The following is a 19,928-nucleotide window of genomic DNA, read 5'->3' on the forward strand; positions in this document are numbered from 1 at the left end:
ATCATGGCCGGCGACGTCCATCTCTTCGGCATCCGGCACCATGGGCCGGGATCAGCGCGGCGGCTGGTCGAAGCCCTCGACGCGCTCCAGCCCGTCGCGGTGCTGATCGAGGGCCCTGCGGATGCCTCCGACCTGCTGCCGATGCTCGCCTCCCCCGAAATGGTGACGCCGGTAGCGCTGCTCACTTACGCCGAAGACAATCCGGCCAACGCCAGCTTCTTTCCCTTCGCCGCCTATTCACCGGAATACCAAGCCGCCTGCTGGGCCGTGCGGCACGGCGCGGCCTTGCGCTTCATCGATCTGCCTGCCTCCGACAGGTTGGGAGCCTCAGCCGCGGACATCGCCGGGGAAATTGCCGCGCGATCGGAGGAGGATCCGGTCAGCCGTGATCCGATCGGGGCGCTCGCTACCGCTGCTGGCTATGACGACGGCGAGTCCTGGTGGTCCGACGTCATCGAGGAAAATCCAGCGACAGGTCCTGTGTTCGCGGCCGTGGCCGATGCGATGGCGGCGCTGCGCGCGGACGAAAAGGCGGTATCGACCCGGGAGGCCGCGCGCGAGGCGCATATGCGGATCGAGATCGCCAAGGCGGCGAAGGAGTGCGACGGTGCCGTCGCGGTCGTCTGCGGCGCCTGGCACGTGCCGGCGCTGGCCGAGCGTCGCAGCCTCGCGACCGACCGCGAATTGCTCAAGGGGCGGCCGAAGACGAAGATCAAGGCGACCTGGGCGCCGTGGACCGCGCCGCGCCTGTCGCGCGCGAGCGGCTATGGCGCAGGCGTGGTCGCGCCCGGCTGGTGCGCGCATCTCTGGGAGACGCACGACGGCGACCGCGTCGCCCTTTGGCTTGCCAAGGTAACGCGTGTGCTGCGCGATCGCGGTCATTTCGTCTCGACCGCCTCCGTGATCGAGGCGCAGCGTCTCGGCGTGGCGCTGGCGGCATTGCGCGAACGGCCCTCGCCCGGCTTCGAGGAGCTGCGCCAGGCGGCGATCGCGTGCCTGTGCAACGGCGAGCGCGCCATGTGGAACGACATCGCCGCCGAGCTCCTGGTCGGCGCGGGCGTCGGCTCGATTCCGTCGGCGACGCCGCTGGCGCCGCTGCTGGAAGATCTCCAAAGACAACAGAAGGCGACGAGGCTGAAACCGGAAGCGCTCGAACGGCCGCTGACACTCGATCTGCGCAGCGAAAGCGGGCTGATGCGCTCGACGCTGCTGCACCGGCTCAATGCGCTCGACGTGCCCTGGGGACGGTTGACGGACGCCGGCCGCAGCCGCGGGACGTTCCGCGAAAACTGGCAGCTGCGCTGGGAGCCGGAATTCGCGGTGCGGCTGGTCGAGAACCTGCTCTATGGCTCGACCATCATGGAAGCCGCTGCCGGCCGCCTGATCGAAGCCATGGGCAAGGAGAGCGAGCTCGGCGCGCTGGCGGGCCTCGTGCGCAACGCCATGATCGCGGATCTGCCTGGGGCCACCGAATCCGGCATCGCGGCGCTCGAAACCAAGGCAGCCCTCACCAGCGACGGCCAGTCGCTGCTCGACGCGCTGCCGCCGATGGCCGACATCCTGCGCTATGGCGAGGCGCGTGCCGGCACCGCCCAGCATCTCGCGGCCCTGATGCCGCGGATCGTGGTACAGGCGGCGCTTGCCCTGCCCTACGCCGCGCGCAATCTGGATGTTCCTGCCGCAGCCAAGCTGCGCGGCGCGATCCTCGCGGGCGATGCGGCGATCCAGCTGGCCCAGCTCGAGACCGACGTCGTGGCCGGATGGCGCGCGGCGCTGACGGCCTTGCTGCACGATGGCCAGGCCACCCGGCTGATCGCCGGCACTGCGGCACGGCTATTGTACGAGGCGGAGTTGCTGGCGGCCGATCACACCGCCGACCTGCTGGCGCGGATGCTGTCGCCGGGCACGCCAATTGCCGACGCAGCAGGTTTCTTCGAAGGTTTCTTCGAGGGCGCAGGCCAGCGGCTGATCCACGACGCGGCGCTGCGCGGCGCGGTCGACGGCTGGCTGCTGTCTCTCGATGACGACGCCTTCACTGCCAGCCTGCCGCTGTTTCGCCGCGTCTTCTCGGCACTGGACCGCAACGAGCGCAGGCGGCTGATGGACGCGTTGTTTGCTCGGAACAGCGGCGGCGCGAAAGGATATCGGCTGATCGCAGATGCCGCCGCGATCTGGCAGCAGCACGAGGCGCGCGTGATCGCGCTGCTGAACGCCGGAGCCCCCCGATGAGCGAGACCGACGAGCGCAATCGCCGATGGACGCTGGCCCTCGGCGTTGACGCAGAGGATGCCGAAAACACAAGCGCGCTCTCCGACAGCGACCGCCGCATGTCCGAAGCCTTGACGGCGCTCTACGGCAACGGCGACGACGCGCCGAAGAAGGGCCGCGGCGGTCTCGGCGGCTCGGCACCCCGTGTCGCGAAATGGCTTGGAGATATCAGGGAGTTCTTCCCGGCTCCTGTGGTCCAGGTGATCCAGAAGGACGCGTTCGAGCGCAAGGGGCTGCGCCAGATGCTGCTCGAGCCGGAATTCCTCGCAACCGTCGAAGCCGACGTGAACCTGATCGCCGACCTCGTCGCGCTGCGTGGTGTGATGCCCGAGAAGACCAAGGAGACCGCACGGATCGTCATCGCCAAGGTGGTGGCCGAGCTGATGGAACGGCTCGAGCGACGCACGGCGGACGCGGTCCGTGGTGCGCTGAATCGCTCGCTGCGAACCAATCGCCCGCGCTTTGCCGACATCGACTGGCCGCGCACCATCAAGGCCAATCTGCGCCATTACCAGGCAGAGTATCGCACCGTGGTGCCGGAACGGCTGATCGGCTTCCTGCGCCAGCAGCGTCGCATCGTCGATCTCGAGGAAGTCATTCTGTGCGTAGACCAGTCGGGGTCGATGGCAAGCTCCGTCGTCTATGCCTCGATCTTCGCGGCGGTGATGGCCTCGCTGCCTGTTGTCGCGACCAAGCTCGTCTGTTTCGACACTGCGATCGTCGACCTGACCGAAGACCTCGCCGATCCCGTCGAGGTCCTGTTCGGCGTTCAGCTCGGCGGCGGCACCGACATCAACAGCGCGGTCGCCTATTGCGAGGAGCGCATCGAGCGCCCGTCCAAGGCGCATCTGATCCTGATCACCGATCTCTATGAAGGCGGCAATGCGGATGCGCTGGTCGACCGGCTGGCCCGGCTCGCGACGCGCGGGATCAACGTGATCGTGCTGCTGGCGCTGACTGACACCGGCCGTCCGTCCTACGACCCCGTGCTTTCGGCAAGAGTTGCCAGTCTTGGCATCCCCGTCTTTGCCTGCACGCCGGATCAGTTTCCCGACCTGATGGCAACCGCGCTGAAGCGCGAGGATGTTGCGGATTGGGCGGCCGACCAGGATATCAAGCTGATCCGGTCCGAAGGGTGACCGGTTTGGGGTCCAGAACCGTCGCAGCGGCGCGGCCGCCACGAGATCATCCGCTCGCCATTGACTGAAGCAATTATCTGACTAAAGTCAGATAATGCTCGACCCCATCTCCCGCGTCCGCCGCTTCAACCGCGCCGTGACCTCCGCCGTCGGCGCGCTCGATACGTCCTTCCTCGGGCGCGGGCGGCCGCTCGGGGCGGCGCGTGTGCTCAACGCGATCGGACACGGGCGCTCCGAAATCGGCGAGATCCGCGATTATCTCGGCCTCGATTCCGGGTTGATGAGCCGGCTATTGCGCGGCCTGGAAGACGAAGGCCTGGTCGAGACGCACGCGCATGAGGAGGATGCGCGGCGCCGCGTGGTGAGCCTGACGCGCACAGGCAAGCGCGAGTTCGCAGCCTATGAGGACTTGTCGAACAGTCAGGCCGAAGGTTTTCTTGCCCGCAACTCGCAACGCGAGGCGCTGCTTGCGGCGATGGATTTAATCGCCTCCGCGCTGACACGCGACCGCATCGCGCTCACCGAATTGGACCCGCGCAGCGACGAGGCGCGCTATTGCCTGGCTGAGTACTACGCCGAGCTCGGACGCCGCTTCAAACAAGGCTTTGACGTTTCACTGTCACGCGATCCTGACGCCAAGGACATGCGCCGGCCGCGCGGCAGCTTCATCGTGGCGATGTCGGACACGCTGCCGATCGGCTGTGTCGGCCTGAAGGGCACCGATCACGGCTATGCCGAGATCAAGCGTCTGTGGGTTGCCCCTTCGGCGCGCGGATTGGGGCTGGGCAAGCGCCTGATGGACCGGACTGAACAGGCCGCGCGCTCGCTCGGCATCGCGCTGTTGAGGCTCGACACCAACAGCGCGCTGCCGGAGGCCGGTCAGCTCTATCGCACCACCGGCTGGCGCGAGATCCCGCGCTTCAACGACGACCCGTATCCGGACCTGTTCTTCGAAAAACAGATCCGGTCGTAGAGTTCGTCACGCCGCCACCGGCGCTGGAGCCGGCTCGGCTTGCGGCTTCGGGAACGGGCGGAACGTCATCGCCATCAGGAATGCGCCCAGGCCCATCGCCCAGGAGCCGATATAGAGCCAGGCGTAGCTGGAGAACGCATCGTAGATCATGCCGCCGGCGAGCGGGCCGGTCGCCATGCCGAGGCTGCCGGCCATCGCCGTGCCGCCGATCACGGTGCCCATCATCTTGAGCGGAAAGTTTTCACGGATGATCACGGCATAGAGCGGCATGGTGCCGGCATAGATGAAGCCGAACACCGTCGCGACCGCGTAGAAGGTCGTGAGCTGGTGAGCAAAGACATAAGCGAGCGCGCCGAAGGCTTGCGCGAACAGGCCCGAGACCAGCACGCGCTTGGCACCGAGGCGATCGCCCATCAGGCCGAAGGCGATGCGGCCGCCGAGGCCGGCAAGACCCTCGACACTGTAGATCGTCACCGCCGAGATCAGCGGGATGCCGCAGCTTACGGCGTAGCTGACCGTGTGGATGATCGGGCCGGAATGAGTGGCGCAGCAGAAGAAATTGGTGGCGAGCAGGATCAGGAATTGCGGGGAGCGCAACGCCTCGCCCACCGTCATGTCGGCCTGCGGGCCACCCGGGCCTGCTGCCTGACCTTGCGGATGCGCGAGCGCCGGCGGACGGCGCACCAGCAGCGCGACCGGGATCATGATGACGGCAACCACCAGCGATATGATCTGCATCGCGGTGCGCCAGTCATGATGCGACACCAGCCAGGCCGCGAGCGGCGCCATCGTCATCGGCGCCACGCCCATGCCGGCCGACACCAGCGAGACGGCGAGGCCGCGATGGGTGTCGAACCAACCGGTGACGGTCGCCATCATCGGTGCAAAGATCGCAGCGCAGGATGCGCCGACCAAGAGGCCGAACACGAACTGGAACGCGATCAGCGAGGTCGCGTGGCTGGCGGCGAACAGGCTGAGCGCCAGCACGGTCGACCCGGTCAGCACCACCGGCAGCGGCCCGAACCTGTCCGTCAGCGTGCCCCAGATCATGCTGCTGCAGGCCATCGCCAGGAAGCCGATGGTCATCGCGCTGGAGATGCCGGTCACCGACCAGCCGGTGTCCTTCGCGATCGGCTGCAGGAACACCGGCAGCGAAAACATGCCGCCAATGGCGACGCATCCGAGCAAGCCGCCGGCGGCGACGATCACCCAGCGATATCTGGAAGAGGTCATCTTGGTCTCCCGTCAGGTCTCTCTGGGTGGAAGACGAATGGAAATGGCAAAAGCAGACAGGCGATCCTACTTTATTTCGCAGACCGTCGCGACCGCGCACGGCCGGACGGAGCCCGAAATCCCGTCTGGTCGCGGCAAACGCGAAAACAACCCCATGCACAGTAGACGGCCGCAGCGGGAACACCGACTTTGATGCTGACAACTCCTGACTCCGGAACCTGCCGCGCCAAAGCCGCGATTTGACACGTCGGGCAAAACACCGGCATCATGGCATCATCCCGACAATTCGATTGCACCGCGCCTCTGGCGCCGAGACTTCATGGCCATTCGCCCGATCGTCCGCTATCCCGACCGCCGGCTCACTGTGCCCGCCCGCCCCGTCACCGCTTTCGACGATGGCTTGCGCGAGCTTGCAGCGGATTTGCTTGAAACGATGCGCGCCGCGCCCGGCATCGGCATCACGGCGCCCCATATCGGCGTGCCCCTGCGCGTCGTGGTGCTCGAGCTCGATGCCAAGGCGGGCCCGCAGACCTACGTCAATCCCGAGATCGCATGGGCCTCGCCCGAGATGATCATGCACAAGGAAGGCAGCGTTTCGATGCCCGGCGTCAATGACGAGGTGCAGCGCCACGCCCGCGTGCGGATCAATTATTGGGATCTCGACGGCATCTCGCAGACCGAGGAGTCCGAGACCTTGCGCGCTGTCTGCCACCAGCACGAGATTGATCAGCTTGACGGGATGTTCTGGCTCCAGCGGCTGTCACGGCTGAAGCGGGAGCGGCTGGTGAAGCGGTTTGAGAAGATGTCGCGCGACTGACGTGCCGTCCATCGAGCTTGTTTGAGCCGGCGCCGGCTGTTCGATGTGGAGAAACGTGTCTGGGCTGATATGATGGCAATCCGTCGACTTCTTCGCGGGAGAGTGACGAATGAATTTTTCCGGCCGCTGCGCCTGCGGCGCGGTTTGCTACACCATCGCTGCCGCACCGATCCGCGGCTTTCAATGCCAGTGCACGGACTGCCAGCGTGATACCGGAAGCGGCCACAGCTCGGTCCTGGTGTTCGCGCGCCAGGCGGTCTCCGTGACCGGCGAGGTGCGCGAGATCGCACGCGCCGCGGACAGCGGCGCCGTCAAGCGCAAAGGCTTTTGTCCGAACTGCGGTTCGCCCATCTACAACAAGCCGGAGGAGAAGCCGGACTACATCGGCATCTATGTCGGCACATTGGACGATGCCAGCACATTCAGGCCGTCCGTCGTGTTGTTCTGCTCGCGCGGCTATGCCTGGGACTATCTCGATCCCGAACTCCCAAAGCTGCCGGAATGGCATCCGGCATCGAGATAGCGCCTTCGGGGCTCTCCACTCCACGAAGCGGTCAGGCTCTCTTCCCGCCCCGCTTCGTCAATGGCGCGTGCCGACGCGCCCGCTTGCCGCGCGCGATCTCCGTCGCCAGTGCGTCGAGCTTCGGCTCCCAGAAAGTCCTGAACTGGCCGACCCAGGCATCGACCGCGCGAAGCCCCGCGCCATCAACCTGATAGAGCCGTCTCTGCGCCTCCGCGCGAACTGTGGCAAAGCCGCTTTCGCGCAGCACTTTGAGGTGTTGCGATACGGCCGCCTGCGTGATGCCGAACTCAGCCCCAATGACTTCGACAACCTCACCGGATGCCATTTCGCCCGGCGCCAGCAACTCGAGGATGCGGCGGCGCACGGGATCGGCGAGGACCTCAAAGACGTGCATCAGCTTCCCGTGCCCGGATGTGCGACGTCGGGCGGCATCTCGCCGCGATAGAACGCGATGGTGCGGTCCGACCGCTGCTTCGCCGTGTCGGGATCGACGCCGCTTGCGACATGAGCCGCGCGCCAATATTCGCCCGAATTTGCCATGAAGTCCTTGCCCGCGGGAGAACCCATCCATGCCTCAGCCGTTGCATGGTCGACTGCCGCTCCCGTCGCAACATACCGCTCGAGGCCGGCAATGGCGAGATCCCAGCCGATCCCGACTGCGCCCGGGCCAAACTGAGTCCAGTGATCCTCGATGATCGCGGTGTGCTCCAGCGTCAACCGCGCCTGACTGCGTTCCGCCGCAAGCCTGACGTCGATCCAGCTGACGGCGCCGCCGAATTCCCATGTGGCTGCAAAATGCGTCGGCGGCGTACAGGCCGTGATGGTGCCGCCTGCGTTGCCCTTCAGCTGGTACTTTCCACCGGTCTGAAGGTTGCCCTCGACCGGCAAGAACCAGCGCGGAATGCGTTCCTTGCTGGTCACGGCGTCCCAGAGGTCCTCGACATCAGTGTCGTAGAGCCTGGTCAGCGTCACCGCGCTGGCCGGCTTCCCGTCTTTCTCGAAATTGCGCACCGAGCGCGTCACGAGCCCCAATGCCCTGGCGACGTCGATCTCCATTGCTGTCCTCCCTGTCGTTGAGCGCGAGGACGAATATCGATCGACACTAATATAAGTCAAGTCTTATATTCATGCGATAGCGCCAGAGAGTGGAACATCCGGCGCGCCATCGGCGATGGCCCTAGAGGCTCCGAAGGAAATCGATCATGGCGGCGCTGACTTCGCCCGCGCGTTCCTGCTGGGTCCAGTGGCCGCAATCCCGCAGCACAATCGGCGGCCGGAGCTTCGGCACGAACGCTGCTTGCCTCTTGATATCCTGCCCAAATGCGGCAGCAACGAAATCGCGGTCGCCAACGAGATAGAGCGCGGGCACGGTGACCATCGCCCCGTTGAAGGCGGACATCAGCTCCCAGCCACGATCGACATTGCGCCACCAGGCAAGCGGGCCATGGAATCCACTTCGCGCATAGGCCTCGACATAGACGTCGAGATCGGCCTCCGTGAGCCATGGCGGCAAGGCCGGCGGCTCGGCCAGGACATTGCCCTTGCGCGGCACCATTCCGGCGGCAAATCCGCCTGAAGCCGACGGCGGCCGATCGCCCGATTGCAGATAGAACTGGGAGCGGAAGGTGTGGCGCAGATCGCGGCCCAGCCCGGCTTCGGCTTCAGGCGTCTGCAGGAAGAGCTGATAGAACACCGCATCCTCGTTGCGCGGCATCAGCGTGGTCGGCGGCGCCGCGCTGTCGCCGAACGCGCGCGGCCGGAACGGCGGGCTCATGGCGATCGCGGCCGAGAAGCGGTCCGGGCGCAACAACGCCGCCTGCCACGCGATCGCAGCGCCGATGTCGTGCCCGGCGATGACAGCCTGCCTTGCGCCCAAGGCATCGAGGAGACCCACGACATCGCCGATATCGTGGAGGATCGTGTATTTCTCGACCTCTTCCGGACGGTCGCTGTGCCCATAGCCGCGCAGGTCCGGCGCCACCGCATGGAAGCCGGCCTTCGCCAGCGCGCCGAGCTGATGCCGCCAGGAGTACCAGCACTCGGGGAAGCCGTGACAGAGAATGACGAGCGGACCTTCGCCCTGTTCGGCGATGTGAAGGCGGATGCCATTGGCCTCGATCATGCGATGCTTCACCTCCGGCATCGCGGGATCCACCCAGGAGGACGGCTCCGCATTTGCGGCAGCGAGCCCGGTCGCAGCAGAGCGCGACGGCCGCGCCAATGCGACACCGGCGGTGAGCGCGCCCGCCGCCCAGAGCATGTCGCGGCGAGACAGCGTCGGCTCCCTCGACATCACCGTGCTCCCTTCGTCGCAGCGGGATTGGCCACGAGCAGGCCAAGCGGCTGCAGCGGACCGACCGGGATGTAGTCGTGATCCATCAGATGCGCCTGGCCGAGCGGCAGCCCGTCCATGATCGCCTGCGCCTCGGCGACGTCCCTGGTGTCCAGCAGCAAGACGACGCCGCGACCATCGCCACGCGAATACCATTCGCGGATTTTCCCGCCGAGATAGAGCTGCACCGTCGCCCGGATTTCAGCCGGCAGCACCGCCATCACCTGCTCGCGGGCAACGCCCTGCTTCACGGTCAGGATGACGAATACGCCAGTTACGGCGGGCGCAGCGGCTTGGGTTTGGGATTGGGTTTGGGTTTGAGCGGCGGCCGGGATGGTCATCAATGATCCTCCTGTCAAAGCGAGCACGAATGCGACGACGACGCTGCGCAGCGCGCCCATCGGTCTCTTGAGTGCGGTCATGGCGGGCCTCCTTGTTCTGAAACGGCGGCGTCGGCCGCGCCTGATCACATAGACGCGCGGGGCGCGGCTTGTATGGTCGATTTGTTCACATATGTTGTTCGGAAATGAACAGGGAGCGCACATGACCTGGCAGTGGGACGACATCCGCTTCTTCCTCGCCGTATCGCGTGCCGGCAGCCTTTCGGCGGCGGCGCGCACGCTTGGCGTCGGTCATGTCACGGTGGGGCGGCGAATTGCGCTGCTGGAGAAGCAGCTCGGCGTGACGCTGCTGAACCGCAATCCTGACGGCTTCGTCACGACGCCGGCCGGCGAAGCGATCCTGCGCCAATGCGCGGCGATGGAGAGCGCCGCTGCTGATCTCGAGCGCATCGTCGCCGGACATGACGCGCTGCTGAAGGGCTCGGTTCGCGTCGCCACGACCGAGGCGCTCGGCTACCAGCTGGTCGCGCCGGCGATCGCAACGCTGCGCAAGACCCATCCGGAGCTGCGCGTCGACCTGATCACCGGCGTTCGCACACTCGACATCGCGCGGCGCGAAGCCGACCTCGCCGTCAGGTTCGCGCGGCCCTCGGCCTCGGACCTGATCTGCCGCAAGCTCGGCGACGTCGCCTTCTCGCTGTACGCCTCAAAACGCTATCTGGCGAGCAAGGGCGCGCCGAAGCAGGGCCAGGGGCTGGCGGGTTTCGACCTGATCACCTACAGCGGCACGCCAACCGCAATGGGCCCTTTCTTCATGGGGGAGTCGATCGACGGCGCGCAGGTCGCGCTTCGCTCCGACAGCCCCTTCATCCAGCTTCGCGCCGCGGCGAACCATACCGGCATCGCCGAGGTCACCTGCTTTCTCGGCGATCGCGCGCCTGACGTCGTCCGCGTCTGGCCCGACCGGCCGCCGGCGCGGCGCGCGCTGTGGATGATCATGCATCAGGACATGAAGCGCGCCGCGCGCATCAAGGCCGTCTCGAACGCCATCACCGAGACGTACCGCCGCGAGAAGCGAACCCTGGAACAAGGCCTCGCGGCGGCATAGGCAGGCAACATACAGGATCGGCACAGCGCGCTATTTCAGCGGCAGAAACACGTCGGCTTCAGTCTCGTACTCCGGCACCTCGGGGAAGAAGCTCAGCCGCCGGCAATAGAGCGGGAAGTCGCGTGCCTCCTCGCCGCTCGCCGGAAGCCAGTCGCGATAGAGATAGAGCGCGGCGGGCTCCAGATTGTCGGTGTAGCCGACGACCCGCAGCACCGCGCAGCGCCCGCCGGGGATTTCGCCGACCTTGATCTCCTCGCCTTTCGCTTCGATCGGCAGGTCGGTCCCGACACAGAGGTCCGTGCTGTAAGCGGCCGGCGAAGACGGACGCCGTTCGGAGCGCCAGACATTGAAGGTCGGACTTGTCCTGGGATGCAGCCCGGCCGCCTTGCGCCAGGCGATGAACCGCCTGACGGTGTCGCCGAGCCTTGCCGGGTCGCCCCGATGCTCCATGATCGCCACCCGCGTGGGGGGCACATCGCGGATCGTCACGTCGTCGGTGGTAAAGATCTTCATGAGCTTGCTCCTCGCACTATCGAGAGGCCCGAAGGCCACAAGCCACGGCTCCCATTCGGGCGCGTTGCGGAACGACGACGGCGACTGCCCGAACCGTTGCCGAAAGGCGCGGGCGAAGGCGTCAGGGGCATCGTAACCGGCCTCCATCGCGATGTCGGTGACGCTGTCAGCGTCACTGTAGGCCAGCAGGTAGGAAGCGCGCTTCATACGGGCCAGCTGGACATAGCGATGCACTGACAACCCGAAGGTCGCCGTGAACTGCCGATGGAAATGAAACCGCGAAAAGGCGGCAACGCCGCTCAGCGTTTCCAGGTCCAGATCAGCGTCGAGATGCCGGTCGATATAGTCCAGCACCCGCCGCATCCGGTCCCGATAGTTTTGCAGCGCTGCCGTCATCGTCCTTCCTTTCGTGGCGGCATGAGTTAGGCCGGAATGGCCACGACGCGCTCGACCGATCTTGCGGTTTGGCAAGATATCGCGAAATGGCGATCCGCTTCCTTATTTCCAAATACGTCATTATCTTTTGTCAAAACACCGCCTGGTCAACCGAGGTCCCTCGAAATGAACAGCTTGAACAATCTGGAGTGCGTGACGCTCTTCGTTGACGACCTCGCGCGCACGCGGGCATTCTACGAGGCCGCGTTCGACGCCAGGCCGATCTATTCCGACGCCGTATGCAGCGTGATCGGGCTCGGGGGCGTCATGGTCAATCTGCTGCAGGAGACGGAGGCACCGCAGCTCGTGGAGCCGATGGTGCCGGCGGCTTCAAGCACTGGGCCTCGCATGCTCATGACCATTCGCGTCGCCGATGTCGATGAAGCCTGCGCGAAGCTCCGGCAAAACGGCGTCGAGCTGGTGAACGGTCCCATCGATCGCCCCTGGGGTCGTCGCACGGCCGCCTTTGCCGACCCGTCCGGTCATATGTGGGAGATCGCGCAGGAGATACGTTCCTAGACGGGGTCGCCCGTGCCAGGCAATTCGATCGGGCAACCGCGCAGAGTCCCCCCTTCTAAAGGATGGCATTTGACGTTGTTGACAACCTGAAGTATTTCCGAAAAGCATATCGTCAGAAGTCCTGAATATTTGCGCCGGTGTTTCTCGATTTTTCTGGCCCAGCCCCGCACAAATTAAGCGTCCTGCCACGTGAATCTGGAGAGAGACGATCCAATCGGTGAACCGCCGCTTACTATAGGAGCGAATTCGAGATCGCCAGCTCCCCCTCCTGCACCGCATCCCCTCGACTTTGACTGGCGCTACGACGAAGCGACAGCTAAAGCGCTGGCGGACTTGGTTTGCAGGTTGGGTCCGATCGTTACCATCGGGTCGCCAACGGTCGCTCGTCTACTCGAGGCAACCGGAATTGACGTAACGCTAGTGGATCGCCAACCGCTTCAAGGTGTACACCATCACATCAAATGCGATGCCGCCAGCTTCACCGCTGATCGCAACTACCGTGCTGCGCTCGTAGATCCACCGTGGTATCCGGCACAACTGACGACCTGGACTGAGACGGCCGCGAGGGCCGTTGGTCCGGGGGGCACTGTCTTCGTTTCGGTTTGGCCCAGTGTGACGCGCCCCTCGGCGATTTCAGAGCTGACGCATGCGTTCAAACGTTTCTCGGAATGGGCTGAAATTAGTCGCCATACGGCAACACTTCACTACCTCATGCCTCAGTTTGAAACTCTGGCGCGCAGATATGCAGCAACTGCCGAACTCTCTACATCACCACTGATCGGAGAACTTGTTCGTCTAGATATTAATACAGCCCCACCTGTCACTTCGGCGGGGACCGCTTCTGATGAATGGCTGCGTTTCACGATTGATAACTATCAGCTTGCCATAAGGAAGCGCTCAGGCCTCGGCCCCGTCAAAATGGAACCCGTCGCGTCGGCGATCGGATGGCGTTGGCCCTATGTCAGCGCTCGCGCACCGCGCATCGATCAAATTGACCTCTGGAGCTCCGACGGAGAAGTCGCGACCCTAGGATCATCGCAACGTCTAATCGATATCCTAAGACAGGCCTTGCGCGCGCCCGATGCAAAGGGGTTCGAACGAGCGCTAATCGGCGAGCCAGCCCTGCTCGCGTGGAGCATCCCACGCCCACCATATCGGAGATTGATCGAATGGCATCACCAGCAATAGCCCTCCGATTCCGCGACACCACGCCGGGTGTAAACACCATTGAGGCACACCGCGAATTGATCGCGGAACAAGGCATAGTCGGATGGGGCTGGTGGAAAAAGACGTTCGAGACCGCGGAGACGGAAAAGATCCTAACGCTCTTAAAAGACCAGCAGAAGATAAGCATCGTTCTGATCGATCGCACCGCCGAGCGCGCATATCTGTGCATCTGCGTCGATTTTGTTGAACCGAAAGCGGCGAAAGCAAGCATCGTCCCGTCTTACTATAGAGACCATCTCGATGAGACCGCTGGCGTCTTCATGCTCCAGACTATCGAAGACTTGAAATACGACCAAGCACTGGCTGACGCGATCAGGGAGCAAACTTTCCTCTGGATCGGCGCAGTTGCCGACCCAGCTCTTGGTCACATAGCAGAGGCTGCTGAAGCACCCGGACGATCATGCGTCCTTCATCTTTCTGACCTGCATTTCGGCAAAGACTACGGCTTTCGCCTCCAAGGGGAGGACGTCACGATCGGTGACGGCCGCGAGACGCTCACGACATGTATAGTTGCCGATCTCGACCGGCTGGGCTTAACGAACGAGGTCGCAGCAGTCATCGTAACAGGCGACTTTATGACTCACGGTGACTGGGCCACAGCTCCACGTCGCGCTGCGCTTGCCGAATTCGAAGAACTCCGCAAGCGGCTTGGACTCGAGAGGGATCAAATCATCGTCGTGCCCGGCAACCACGACGTGGTGCGTTATTCCGACCCCTCGAAACTCGACGTTCGCTCGAACGCGGTGGAGAAGCAGGCCAATTACGAGCACGAAACGATGTTCAGAACCTTCGTCGACGAATTGATCGGTCGCGATTGGAAAGCATCGCTAAACTACGTCCGTAGAGTCCATCTTGGCGCAGCGGATCTCGACGTGTGCGTGCTCAACTCATGTACAATCGCAGCCACCGAGTGGACTGAGTATGGCTATGTGGGACGCAACGGCTTAGACGCCATTGGGGATCTAGCAAAGCAAAAACCGGAAAGACCGACCTTCCGATTTCTGGCGATCCACCATCACTTACTTCCCGTAGCAAACGTCGAAGCTCCGAAGTCCAAGGGGGTTACTTTGACACTCGACGCGTCGGATATCCTTGCCGCTGCGCAGCGTGCAGGCGTTAACGTGGCTCTTCACGGACACCAGCACAAGCCGAAGATCGCCATGTACCATAGCCTTCCCCTCAACGGTGAGTTGGCCGGAGCACCAATCCACGTCATCGCCAACGGTAGTGCGGGTGCAAAAAATGACAGGCTACCTCCCGGCGAGCGGAATACCTATTGCCTGTTCCGTCTACGTGCAGACGCGATCGATATGTGGATCAGGGAGTTGCGGCTTGATGCGGTCGCCGGCGCGCAGGTATTTCACGGCGCGCTTCCCACTCGTCCAGTTGTTGCGTGACCAGATCTTCTCGGAGGCGTGCCCGCTAAGGCCTCCCCCTACTCCCACTCAATCGTCCCCGGCGGCTTGCTGGTCACGTCATACACCACCCGGTTCACGCCCTTCACCTCGTTGATGATGCGCGTGGCGGTCTCGCCCAAAAACTTCATGTCGAACTGGTAGAAGTCCGCGGTCATGCCGTCGGTGGAGGTGACGGCGCGCAAGCCCACGACGTAGTCGTAGGTGCGGCCATCGCCCATGACGCCGACGGTCTTCACCGGGAGCAGCACGGCGAAAGCCTGCCAGATCTCGTCGTAGAGGCCGTGCTTGCGGATCTGGTCGATGTAGACGGCATCGGCCTTGCGCAGGATGTCGAGCTTGTCTTTCGTGATGTCGCCGGGGCAGCGGATGGCGAGGCCCGGGCCCGGGAACGGATGGCGACCGACGAAGATTTCGGGAAGGCCGAGTTCGCGCCCGAGCTTGCGGACCTCGTCCTTGAACAGCTCGCGCAGGGGCTCGACGAGCTTCATATTCATGCGCTCGGGGAGACCGCCGACATTGTGGTGCGACTTGATCGTCACCGAGGGGCCGCCGGTGAAGGAGACGCTCTCGATCACATCAGGATAGAGCGTGCCCTGTGCGAGGAAGTCGGCGCCGCCGATCTTCTTGGCCTCAGCCTCGAACACCTCGATGAAGAGGCGGCCGATGGTCTTGCGCTTGGTTTCCGGATCGGTGACGCCTTCGAGCTCGCCGAGGAATTGCTTGGACGCATCCACGTGCACGAGCGGGATGTTGTAGTGGTGGCGGAACAGGTCGACGACGGTCTTGGCCTCGTCGAGACGCAGCAAGCCATGATCGACGAACACGCAGGTGAGCTGATCGCCGATGGCCTCGTGGATCAGCACGGCGGCAACGGCGGAATCGACGCCGCCGGAAAGGCCGCAGATCACCTTGCCCTTGCCGACCTGCTGGCGGATCTTTGCGATCTCCTCCTCGCGAAAGGCACGCATGGTCCAGTCGCCGGTGAGGCCGGCGATCTTGCGCACGAAGTTGCGGATCAGTTTTGCGCCGTCTGGCGTGTGCACCACTTCGGGGTGGAACATCAGGCCATAATATTTGCGCTTCTCGTCCTGGATGATCGCGAAGGGCGCGTTCGGCGAGGTGCCGGCGACGGAGAAACCCGGCGGCATCTTGGTGATGCGGTCGCCATGGCTCATCCAGACCTGGTTCTTGCTGCCTGACGACCAGACATCCTCGAACAGCTTGCTGTCGGCCTTGACCTCGACGTCGGCGCGACCGAATTCGCGGTGATGGCCGCCCTCGACCTCACCGCCGAGCTGGGCGGCCATGGTCATCTGGCCGTAGCAGATGCCCATTACGGGCACGCCGGAGGCGAAGATCAGCTGCGGCGCGCGGGGCGAGCCGGCCTCATGCACCGACTCGGGGCCGCCGGAGAGAATCACCGCTTTCGGCTTCATCTCCTTGAAGGCCTCTTCGGCCTTGTTGAACGGGACGATCTCGCAATAGACGCCGTCCTCGCGCACGCGACGCGCGATCAGCTGCGTCACCTGGCTGCCGAAGTCGACGATGAGAATCTTGTCGTGCGCCGAGGCCACCGAGGGCGTCGACGCGGAGCGGTCGTTCTGTGCTGCTGTCATGGCAAGCCAATACGCGATGAGCCCCCGGCCCGCAACCACGCCTCTGCGCGCGCCCACATGCTTCTTTGGGCATGGACAAATGGATATAGGTAAGTATTATTGACATAATTGCCTCGCCGCGAACCAGGGGCCGATCAGGGAGAACGCCATGTCGAAATTCCATCAGCCTTCAACGCTCGCCGCACTCGGCCGCACCTGGGTCGAGGCCTGGAATGCGCGCGATCTCGAGCGCGTGCTCACCCTCTATGACGATGCCACCGTGATGACCTCGGACCGCATCCCCGCGATGGGGTTCGATGCCAGCGGCACCGTGCGCGGCAAGGATGCTCTGCGTGCCTATTGGAGCAAGGCGCTGGGGTTGTTGCCGGAACTGCACTTCTCGCTGATCGACGTGTTCGTCAGCCCCGACAGTCTGGTGGTGTTTTACGAGAACGAGCGCGGAAAAAGGATCTGCGAGTATCTGCGGGTGAATGATGCGGGGCTGATCGTGCAGGGATCGGCAAACCATCTGGTGGGGTGAGTGCCAACCACCGCTGTCATTCCCCGCGAAGGCGGGGAATCCAGTACGCCGCGGCTTTTCGATGAACCACGGACGTCTCGGAATACTGGATCGCCCGATCAAGTCGGGCGATGACAGCGAGAGCGAGGGACGCATGTGCCCAAGCTTGCAACAACGGAGACTGTGGCGACAGCTTGCGCTAACAACGGCCTCGCCGGCTCTGAAACAGGACCCACCCATGAAACTCCCCGCCTCGCCGTTCACCGTCACCGACTGGAGCAAGGTCGAAGCCACCAGGCATCCCGGCGAGACCGGGCACGCGCTGTGGCGCACGCTTGATATCGGCGAGCTCCGCGTGCGGATGGTCGAGTATTCGCCGGGCTATCTGGCCGATCATTGGTGCGATCGTGGGCACGTGCTCTACGTGCTCAAGGGCGAGCTCGACAGCGAGCTGCGCGACGGGCGCAAGTTCAAGCTGACGCCGGGGATGAGCTACCAGGTCTCGGATTTCGGGGATGCCGCGCATCGCTCCTCGACATCAGTGGGCGCGACGCTCTTCATCGTGGATTGACGGAACTGTCTTTCGGGGCCCGGTGTGCAGCGCAAAATAGCAAATGTCGCGCGACTCGCTGTCTGGGCGTGCCGCCTTGAAGTTGCCCCAAAAAATCGCTAGATTGTGATCATCGATCCTTGGCCGAACGACTGGGCCGCTCCGTCTCATTTCCAATGGGCGAGCACGTTTCAGGTATTTCTCCAAAATCGACCAATCGGGACGTGGGCGCAAAATGCGCATTTGTCCCCCTGAGTGCATCGTCAATTGAAAGGAAATGACTATGGCAATGGGCACCGTGAAGTGGTTCAACAACCAAAAGGGCTTTGGCTTCATCCAGCCGGATGACGGCGCAAAGGACGTCTTCGTTCACATCAGCGCCGTCGAGCGCGCTGGTCTGTCGACCCTCAACGAGGGCCAGAAGGTTTCCTTCGACATCGTCGCGGACCGCCGCAGCGGCAAGTCCTCGGCTGACAACCTCCGCGCCGGCTAGTGGCCGCGCAGACGCTCTGACCACGGACGTACCGGCAGAGTGTTGAGACAAGAAACCCCGCGACCGGGATCCGGTTCGCGGGGTTTTTGTTTGGGATTAGCTCGCCTTCTTCAGGACCGACACGAAGAAGCCATCCGTCCCCGTGCGCCTTGGCGTCATCAGCCAGCCCTCAGGCGATTGCAGCGCGGCTTGTGCGAAGTCCTCGGCCTTGTCCCAGAGCACGCTCGCGGTCTGCTCCGGCGGCACCACCGCAAACTCCGGGTGCCTGGCGATGAAGGCCCTCACCTGCTCGCCGTTCTCCTCCGACAGTACCGAGCAGGTGATGTAGGCGATGCGGCCACCCTGCTTCACCAGCGGAACCGCGCGCTCCAGCGCCTCGGCCTGGTCTTTCAGGCGGATCTCGAGCGCGCCCGGCCGCATGCGCCATTTGGCATCGGGGTTGCGGCGCCAGGTTCCTGTTCCCGTGCAGGGCGCATCGATGACGACGAGGTCGGCGGTCGCGCTGATATCGACAAGCGGATCGGCCTCGCCCTTGGGGGTGCGGACATCGGCATTGTGGACGCCGGCGCGCGACAGGCGTTCGTGAATCGGCGCAAGCTGGCGCTTGTCGCGGTCGGTGGCAATGAGGCGACCCTTGCCCTGCATCAAGGCGGCGAGCGCCAGCGTCTTGCCGCCGGCACCGGCGCAGAGATCGATCACCTGTTCGCCCGGCTTTGCCGCGGTGAACAGGGCCGCAAGCTGCGATCCTTCATCCTGCACTTCAATGCCGCCCTTGATGAAATCCTCTTCCGCCTGGATGCCGGGGTTGCGCGCATCGGCTGAAAGCTCGATGCGCAGGCCGTTTGGCGACCACGGCGTCGGTTTCGCATGAAGATGAGCAAGCGCCTTCAGCACCTTGTCGCGATTGGATTTTAGCGTGTTGACGCGCAAGTCGAGCGGCGCCCGGCTCGCCATCGCCACCGCCTCGGCGGCGCGGTCTTCGCCGAACACTTTTGCAAGATGGGAATCGAGCCATTCCGGATAGTCGCCGGCGATCGCGGCGGGCGCGTTTTTCAGTGAGCGATGGCTGAGCGCGGCCTGCTCGGCGTCCGTCAGTGGTTCAGGTGCAAACCGGCTGCCGTCGAACATCGCGGCCATGGTCGCGGTGTCCATGTTGCGCTCGAGGCGGAGCATGCCGATCAGCCGCGCGCGGGCGGTATCGGAATCCATCAGGTAGGCGCTGGAGGAAAAGCGGCGCAGCACGCCCCAGACGAGACCGGCAATGGCGGCGCGGTCGCCGGAGCCGGCAAAGCGGTGCGCGGTGCCCCACTCCTTCAGCGCTTTCGCCGCCGGCACGCGGTCCTTCTCGATGGTGTTGATCACTTCGATGGCTGCGGACAGCCGGGCAGCGGGAGTCATTTGAATCTTTCAGATCAGGATCGGCGAGCAAACGCCTAGATCAGCAACAGAATTTTGAGTGCGAAGTAAATCCACATCGCCAGCAGCACGAGCACGCCGGCAAGCCAGACCGTAGAGCGCCGGCCGAGATCGTTCGAGGTAACGAACACGCCGGCATGGGCAAAGCGTGTCACCACGAACACCCAGGACATCAGCACGATGAAGAGATCGGCATGGCGGAGCGGCAGCGCCAGCGCGATGAGGGCGTAGAACAGCACCGGCAGCTCGAACTGGTTGCGGTAGCAATTGGCGATTTGCGTGGCGCCCTTCGGCCAGTTCGGCTCGCCCAGCGCGATGTCGCGGATCTTGGTCTCGCCCGAGACCAGCGCATTCCGCCGCCCGAACACCATGCCGATCAGCAGCGCGAAGGTCAGCCCGATCTGCACGAAAACAGGCAGCAGGACCATTTGAACGGACATCGGAACTTTCCCGTGAGGCGGTATGCCGCGGACCGTCATTAGCCGCGACTTCTCACGCTGACAATCAG

The 19,928-nt window shown here is 64.1% G+C and carries 20 protein-coding genes; 11 read left to right on the forward strand and 9 right to left on the reverse strand.

Going from position 1 to position 19,928, the window contains the following annotated elements:
• Window positions 1-3: 3 nt before the first annotated feature.
• From L6639_RS01870 to L6639_RS01880, 3 genes are all read left to right on the forward strand, one after another.
• Window positions 4-2,229: a DUF5682 family protein gene (locus L6639_RS01870; protein WP_237858460.1), complete on the forward strand. Its 2,226-nt coding sequence runs from the start codon at window positions 4-6 to the stop codon at window positions 2,227-2,229.
• On the forward strand, window positions 2,226-3,407 hold the full coding sequence (locus L6639_RS01875) for a VWA domain-containing protein (protein ID WP_237858462.1): 1,182 nt from the start codon (window positions 2,226-2,228) through the stop codon (window positions 3,405-3,407). Before L6639_RS01870 ends, L6639_RS01875 begins: the two co-directional genes overlap by 4 nt.
• Window positions 3,408-3,501: 94 nt before the next feature.
• Window positions 3,502-4,380: a bifunctional helix-turn-helix transcriptional regulator/GNAT family N-acetyltransferase gene (locus L6639_RS01880; RefSeq protein WP_237858463.1), complete on the forward strand. Its 879-nt coding sequence runs from the start codon at window positions 3,502-3,504 to the stop codon at window positions 4,378-4,380.
• Window positions 4,381-4,386: 6 nt separating this feature from the next.
• Here L6639_RS01880 and L6639_RS01885 read toward each other — a convergent pair whose 3' ends face one another.
• Complete coding sequence (locus tag L6639_RS01885; RefSeq protein WP_237858464.1) at window positions 4,387-5,613, reverse strand: MFS transporter; 1,227 nt, start codon at window positions 5,611-5,613, stop codon at window positions 4,387-4,389.
• Between the two features lie 319 nt (window positions 5,614-5,932).
• On the opposite strand from L6639_RS01885, the gene L6639_RS01890 reads away from it, so the two are divergent.
• Entirely contained in the window at window positions 5,933-6,430 is a 498-nt protein-coding gene (locus L6639_RS01890; RefSeq protein WP_237858465.1) for a peptide deformylase, read from the forward strand.
• 109 nt (window positions 6,431-6,539) lie between these two features.
• Window positions 6,540-6,953 (forward strand): GFA family protein, encoded by a 414-nt coding sequence (locus tag L6639_RS01895; protein WP_237858466.1) that lies wholly within the window; start codon window positions 6,540-6,542, stop codon window positions 6,951-6,953.
• Between the two features lie 31 nt (window positions 6,954-6,984).
• Here the strand turns inward: L6639_RS01895 and L6639_RS01900 are convergent, their stop codons facing one another.
• From L6639_RS01900 to L6639_RS01915, 4 genes are all read right to left on the reverse strand, one after another.
• Window positions 6,985-7,347 (reverse strand): ArsR/SmtB family transcription factor, encoded by a 363-nt coding sequence (locus L6639_RS01900; RefSeq protein ID WP_237858467.1) that lies wholly within the window; start codon window positions 7,345-7,347, stop codon window positions 6,985-6,987.
• Window positions 7,347-8,009, reverse strand: coding sequence for an SRPBCC family protein (locus L6639_RS01905; RefSeq protein WP_237858468.1), 663 nt, complete (start codon window positions 8,007-8,009; stop codon window positions 7,347-7,349). Before L6639_RS01905 ends, L6639_RS01900 begins: the two co-directional genes overlap by 1 nt.
• A 121-nt stretch (window positions 8,010-8,130) precedes the next feature.
• Window positions 8,131-9,246 carry an alpha/beta fold hydrolase gene (locus tag L6639_RS01910; RefSeq protein ID WP_237858470.1) on the reverse strand — a complete coding sequence of 372 codons (1,116 nt, stop codon included), beginning with the start codon at window positions 9,244-9,246 and terminating at the stop codon, window positions 8,131-8,133.
• The gene (locus L6639_RS01915; RefSeq protein ID WP_237858472.1) at window positions 9,246-9,707 is read right to left on the reverse strand and encodes a hypothetical protein; all 462 of its coding nucleotides are present in this window, start codon (window positions 9,705-9,707) and stop codon (window positions 9,246-9,248) included. The genes L6639_RS01910 and L6639_RS01915 overlap by 1 nt, the downstream gene beginning before the upstream one ends.
• A 121-nt stretch (window positions 9,708-9,828) precedes the next feature.
• On the opposite strand from L6639_RS01915, the gene L6639_RS01920 reads away from it, so the two are divergent.
• Window positions 9,829-10,734: a LysR family transcriptional regulator gene (locus L6639_RS01920; protein WP_237858474.1), complete on the forward strand. Its 906-nt coding sequence runs from the start codon at window positions 9,829-9,831 to the stop codon at window positions 10,732-10,734.
• A 30-nt stretch (window positions 10,735-10,764) separates the two neighbouring features.
• Here the strand turns inward: L6639_RS01920 and L6639_RS01925 are convergent, their stop codons facing one another.
• Window positions 10,765-11,643, reverse strand: coding sequence for an AraC family transcriptional regulator (locus L6639_RS01925; protein WP_237858476.1), 879 nt, complete (start codon window positions 11,641-11,643; stop codon window positions 10,765-10,767).
• Window positions 11,644-11,808: 165 nt separating this feature from the next.
• On the opposite strand from L6639_RS01925, the gene L6639_RS01930 reads away from it, so the two are divergent.
• Together L6639_RS01930 and L6639_RS01935 are read left to right on the forward strand one after the other, a co-directional pair.
• A complete protein-coding gene (locus tag L6639_RS01930; protein WP_237859400.1) occupies window positions 11,809-12,201 on the forward strand; it encodes a VOC family protein in 393 nt (130 codons plus the stop codon).
• A 1,169-nt stretch (window positions 12,202-13,370) separates the two neighbouring features.
• Window positions 13,371-14,825 (forward strand): metallophosphoesterase family protein, encoded by a 1,455-nt coding sequence (locus L6639_RS01935; RefSeq protein ID WP_237858477.1) that lies wholly within the window; start codon window positions 13,371-13,373, stop codon window positions 14,823-14,825.
• 38 nt (window positions 14,826-14,863) lie between these two features.
• On the opposite strand, the gene guaA is transcribed toward L6639_RS01935, so the two are convergent.
• Entirely contained in the window at window positions 14,864-16,462 is a 1,599-nt protein-coding gene (gene guaA / locus L6639_RS01940) for a glutamine-hydrolyzing GMP synthase (RefSeq protein WP_237858480.1), read from the reverse strand.
• 148 nt (window positions 16,463-16,610) lie between these two features.
• Between guaA and L6639_RS01945 the strand changes: the two genes are divergently transcribed.
• The 3 genes from L6639_RS01945 to L6639_RS01955 all read left to right on the forward strand — a co-directional run bounded on the left by L6639_RS01945 (window position 16,611) and on the right by L6639_RS01955 (window position 18,004).
• A complete protein-coding gene (locus tag L6639_RS01945) occupies window positions 16,611-16,982 on the forward strand; it encodes a nuclear transport factor 2 family protein (protein WP_237858481.1) in 372 nt (123 codons plus the stop codon).
• Window positions 16,983-17,199: 217 nt separating this feature from the next.
• Window positions 17,200-17,532 (forward strand): DHCW motif cupin fold protein, encoded by a 333-nt coding sequence (locus L6639_RS01950; RefSeq protein ID WP_237858484.1) that lies wholly within the window; start codon window positions 17,200-17,202, stop codon window positions 17,530-17,532.
• A gap of 262 nt (window positions 17,533-17,794) precedes the next feature.
• Complete coding sequence (locus L6639_RS01955; RefSeq protein ID WP_027532363.1) at window positions 17,795-18,004, forward strand: cold-shock protein; 210 nt, start codon at window positions 17,795-17,797, stop codon at window positions 18,002-18,004.
• Window positions 18,005-18,100: 96 nt separating this feature from the next.
• On the opposite strand, the gene L6639_RS01960 is transcribed toward L6639_RS01955, so the two are convergent.
• Entirely contained in the window at window positions 18,101-19,402 is a 1,302-nt protein-coding gene (locus tag L6639_RS01960; protein ID WP_237858485.1) for an RsmB/NOP family class I SAM-dependent RNA methyltransferase, read from the reverse strand.
• Window positions 19,403-19,437: 35 nt separating this feature from the next.
• Window positions 19,438-19,860, reverse strand: coding sequence for an MAPEG family protein (locus tag L6639_RS01965; RefSeq protein WP_237858487.1), 423 nt, complete (start codon window positions 19,858-19,860; stop codon window positions 19,438-19,440).
• Window positions 19,861-19,928: the final 68 nt, after the last annotated feature.

The organism is Bradyrhizobium zhengyangense (assembly GCF_022012555.1).
Taxonomy (GTDB): domain Bacteria; phylum Pseudomonadota; class Alphaproteobacteria; order Rhizobiales; family Xanthobacteraceae; genus Bradyrhizobium; species Bradyrhizobium zhengyangense.

Coding starts and splice junctions, on each gene's coding strand:
- L6639_RS01870 (WP_237858460.1), top strand. CDS start 4: ATGGCCGGCGACGTCCATCTCTTCGGCATCCGGCACCATGGGCCGGGA.
- L6639_RS01875 (WP_237858462.1), top strand. CDS start 2,226: ATGAGCGAGACCGACGAGCGCAATCGCCGATGGACGCTGGCCCTCGGC.
- L6639_RS01880 (WP_237858463.1), top strand. CDS start 3,502: ATGCTCGACCCCATCTCCCGCGTCCGCCGCTTCAACCGCGCCGTGACC.
- L6639_RS01885 (WP_237858464.1), bottom strand. CDS start 5,613: ATGACCTCTTCCAGATATCGCTGGGTGATCGTCGCCGCCGGCGGCTTG.
- L6639_RS01890 (WP_237858465.1), top strand. CDS start 5,933: ATGGCCATTCGCCCGATCGTCCGCTATCCCGACCGCCGGCTCACTGTG.
- L6639_RS01895 (WP_237858466.1), top strand. CDS start 6,540: ATGAATTTTTCCGGCCGCTGCGCCTGCGGCGCGGTTTGCTACACCATC.
- L6639_RS01900 (WP_237858467.1), bottom strand. CDS start 7,347: ATGCACGTCTTTGAGGTCCTCGCCGATCCCGTGCGCCGCCGCATCCTC.
- L6639_RS01905 (WP_237858468.1), bottom strand. CDS start 8,009: ATGGAGATCGACGTCGCCAGGGCATTGGGGCTCGTGACGCGCTCGGTG.
- L6639_RS01910 (WP_237858470.1), bottom strand. CDS start 9,246: ATGTCGAGGGAGCCGACGCTGTCTCGCCGCGACATGCTCTGGGCGGCG.
- L6639_RS01915 (WP_237858472.1), bottom strand. CDS start 9,707: ATGACCGCACTCAAGAGACCGATGGGCGCGCTGCGCAGCGTCGTCGTC.
- L6639_RS01920 (WP_237858474.1), top strand. CDS start 9,829: ATGACCTGGCAGTGGGACGACATCCGCTTCTTCCTCGCCGTATCGCGT.
- L6639_RS01925 (WP_237858476.1), bottom strand. CDS start 11,643: ATGACGGCAGCGCTGCAAAACTATCGGGACCGGATGCGGCGGGTGCTG.
- L6639_RS01930 (WP_237859400.1), top strand. CDS start 11,809: ATGAACAGCTTGAACAATCTGGAGTGCGTGACGCTCTTCGTTGACGAC.
- L6639_RS01935 (WP_237858477.1), top strand. CDS start 13,371: ATGGCATCACCAGCAATAGCCCTCCGATTCCGCGACACCACGCCGGGT.
- guaA (WP_237858480.1), bottom strand. CDS start 16,462: ATGACAGCAGCACAGAACGACCGCTCCGCGTCGACGCCCTCGGTGGCC.
- L6639_RS01945 (WP_237858481.1), top strand. CDS start 16,611: ATGTCGAAATTCCATCAGCCTTCAACGCTCGCCGCACTCGGCCGCACC.
- L6639_RS01950 (WP_237858484.1), top strand. CDS start 17,200: ATGAAACTCCCCGCCTCGCCGTTCACCGTCACCGACTGGAGCAAGGTC.
- L6639_RS01955 (WP_027532363.1), top strand. CDS start 17,795: ATGGCAATGGGCACCGTGAAGTGGTTCAACAACCAAAAGGGCTTTGGC.
- L6639_RS01960 (WP_237858485.1), bottom strand. CDS start 19,402: ATGACTCCCGCTGCCCGGCTGTCCGCAGCCATCGAAGTGATCAACACC.
- L6639_RS01965 (WP_237858487.1), bottom strand. CDS start 19,860: ATGTCCGTTCAAATGGTCCTGCTGCCTGTTTTCGTGCAGATCGGGCTG.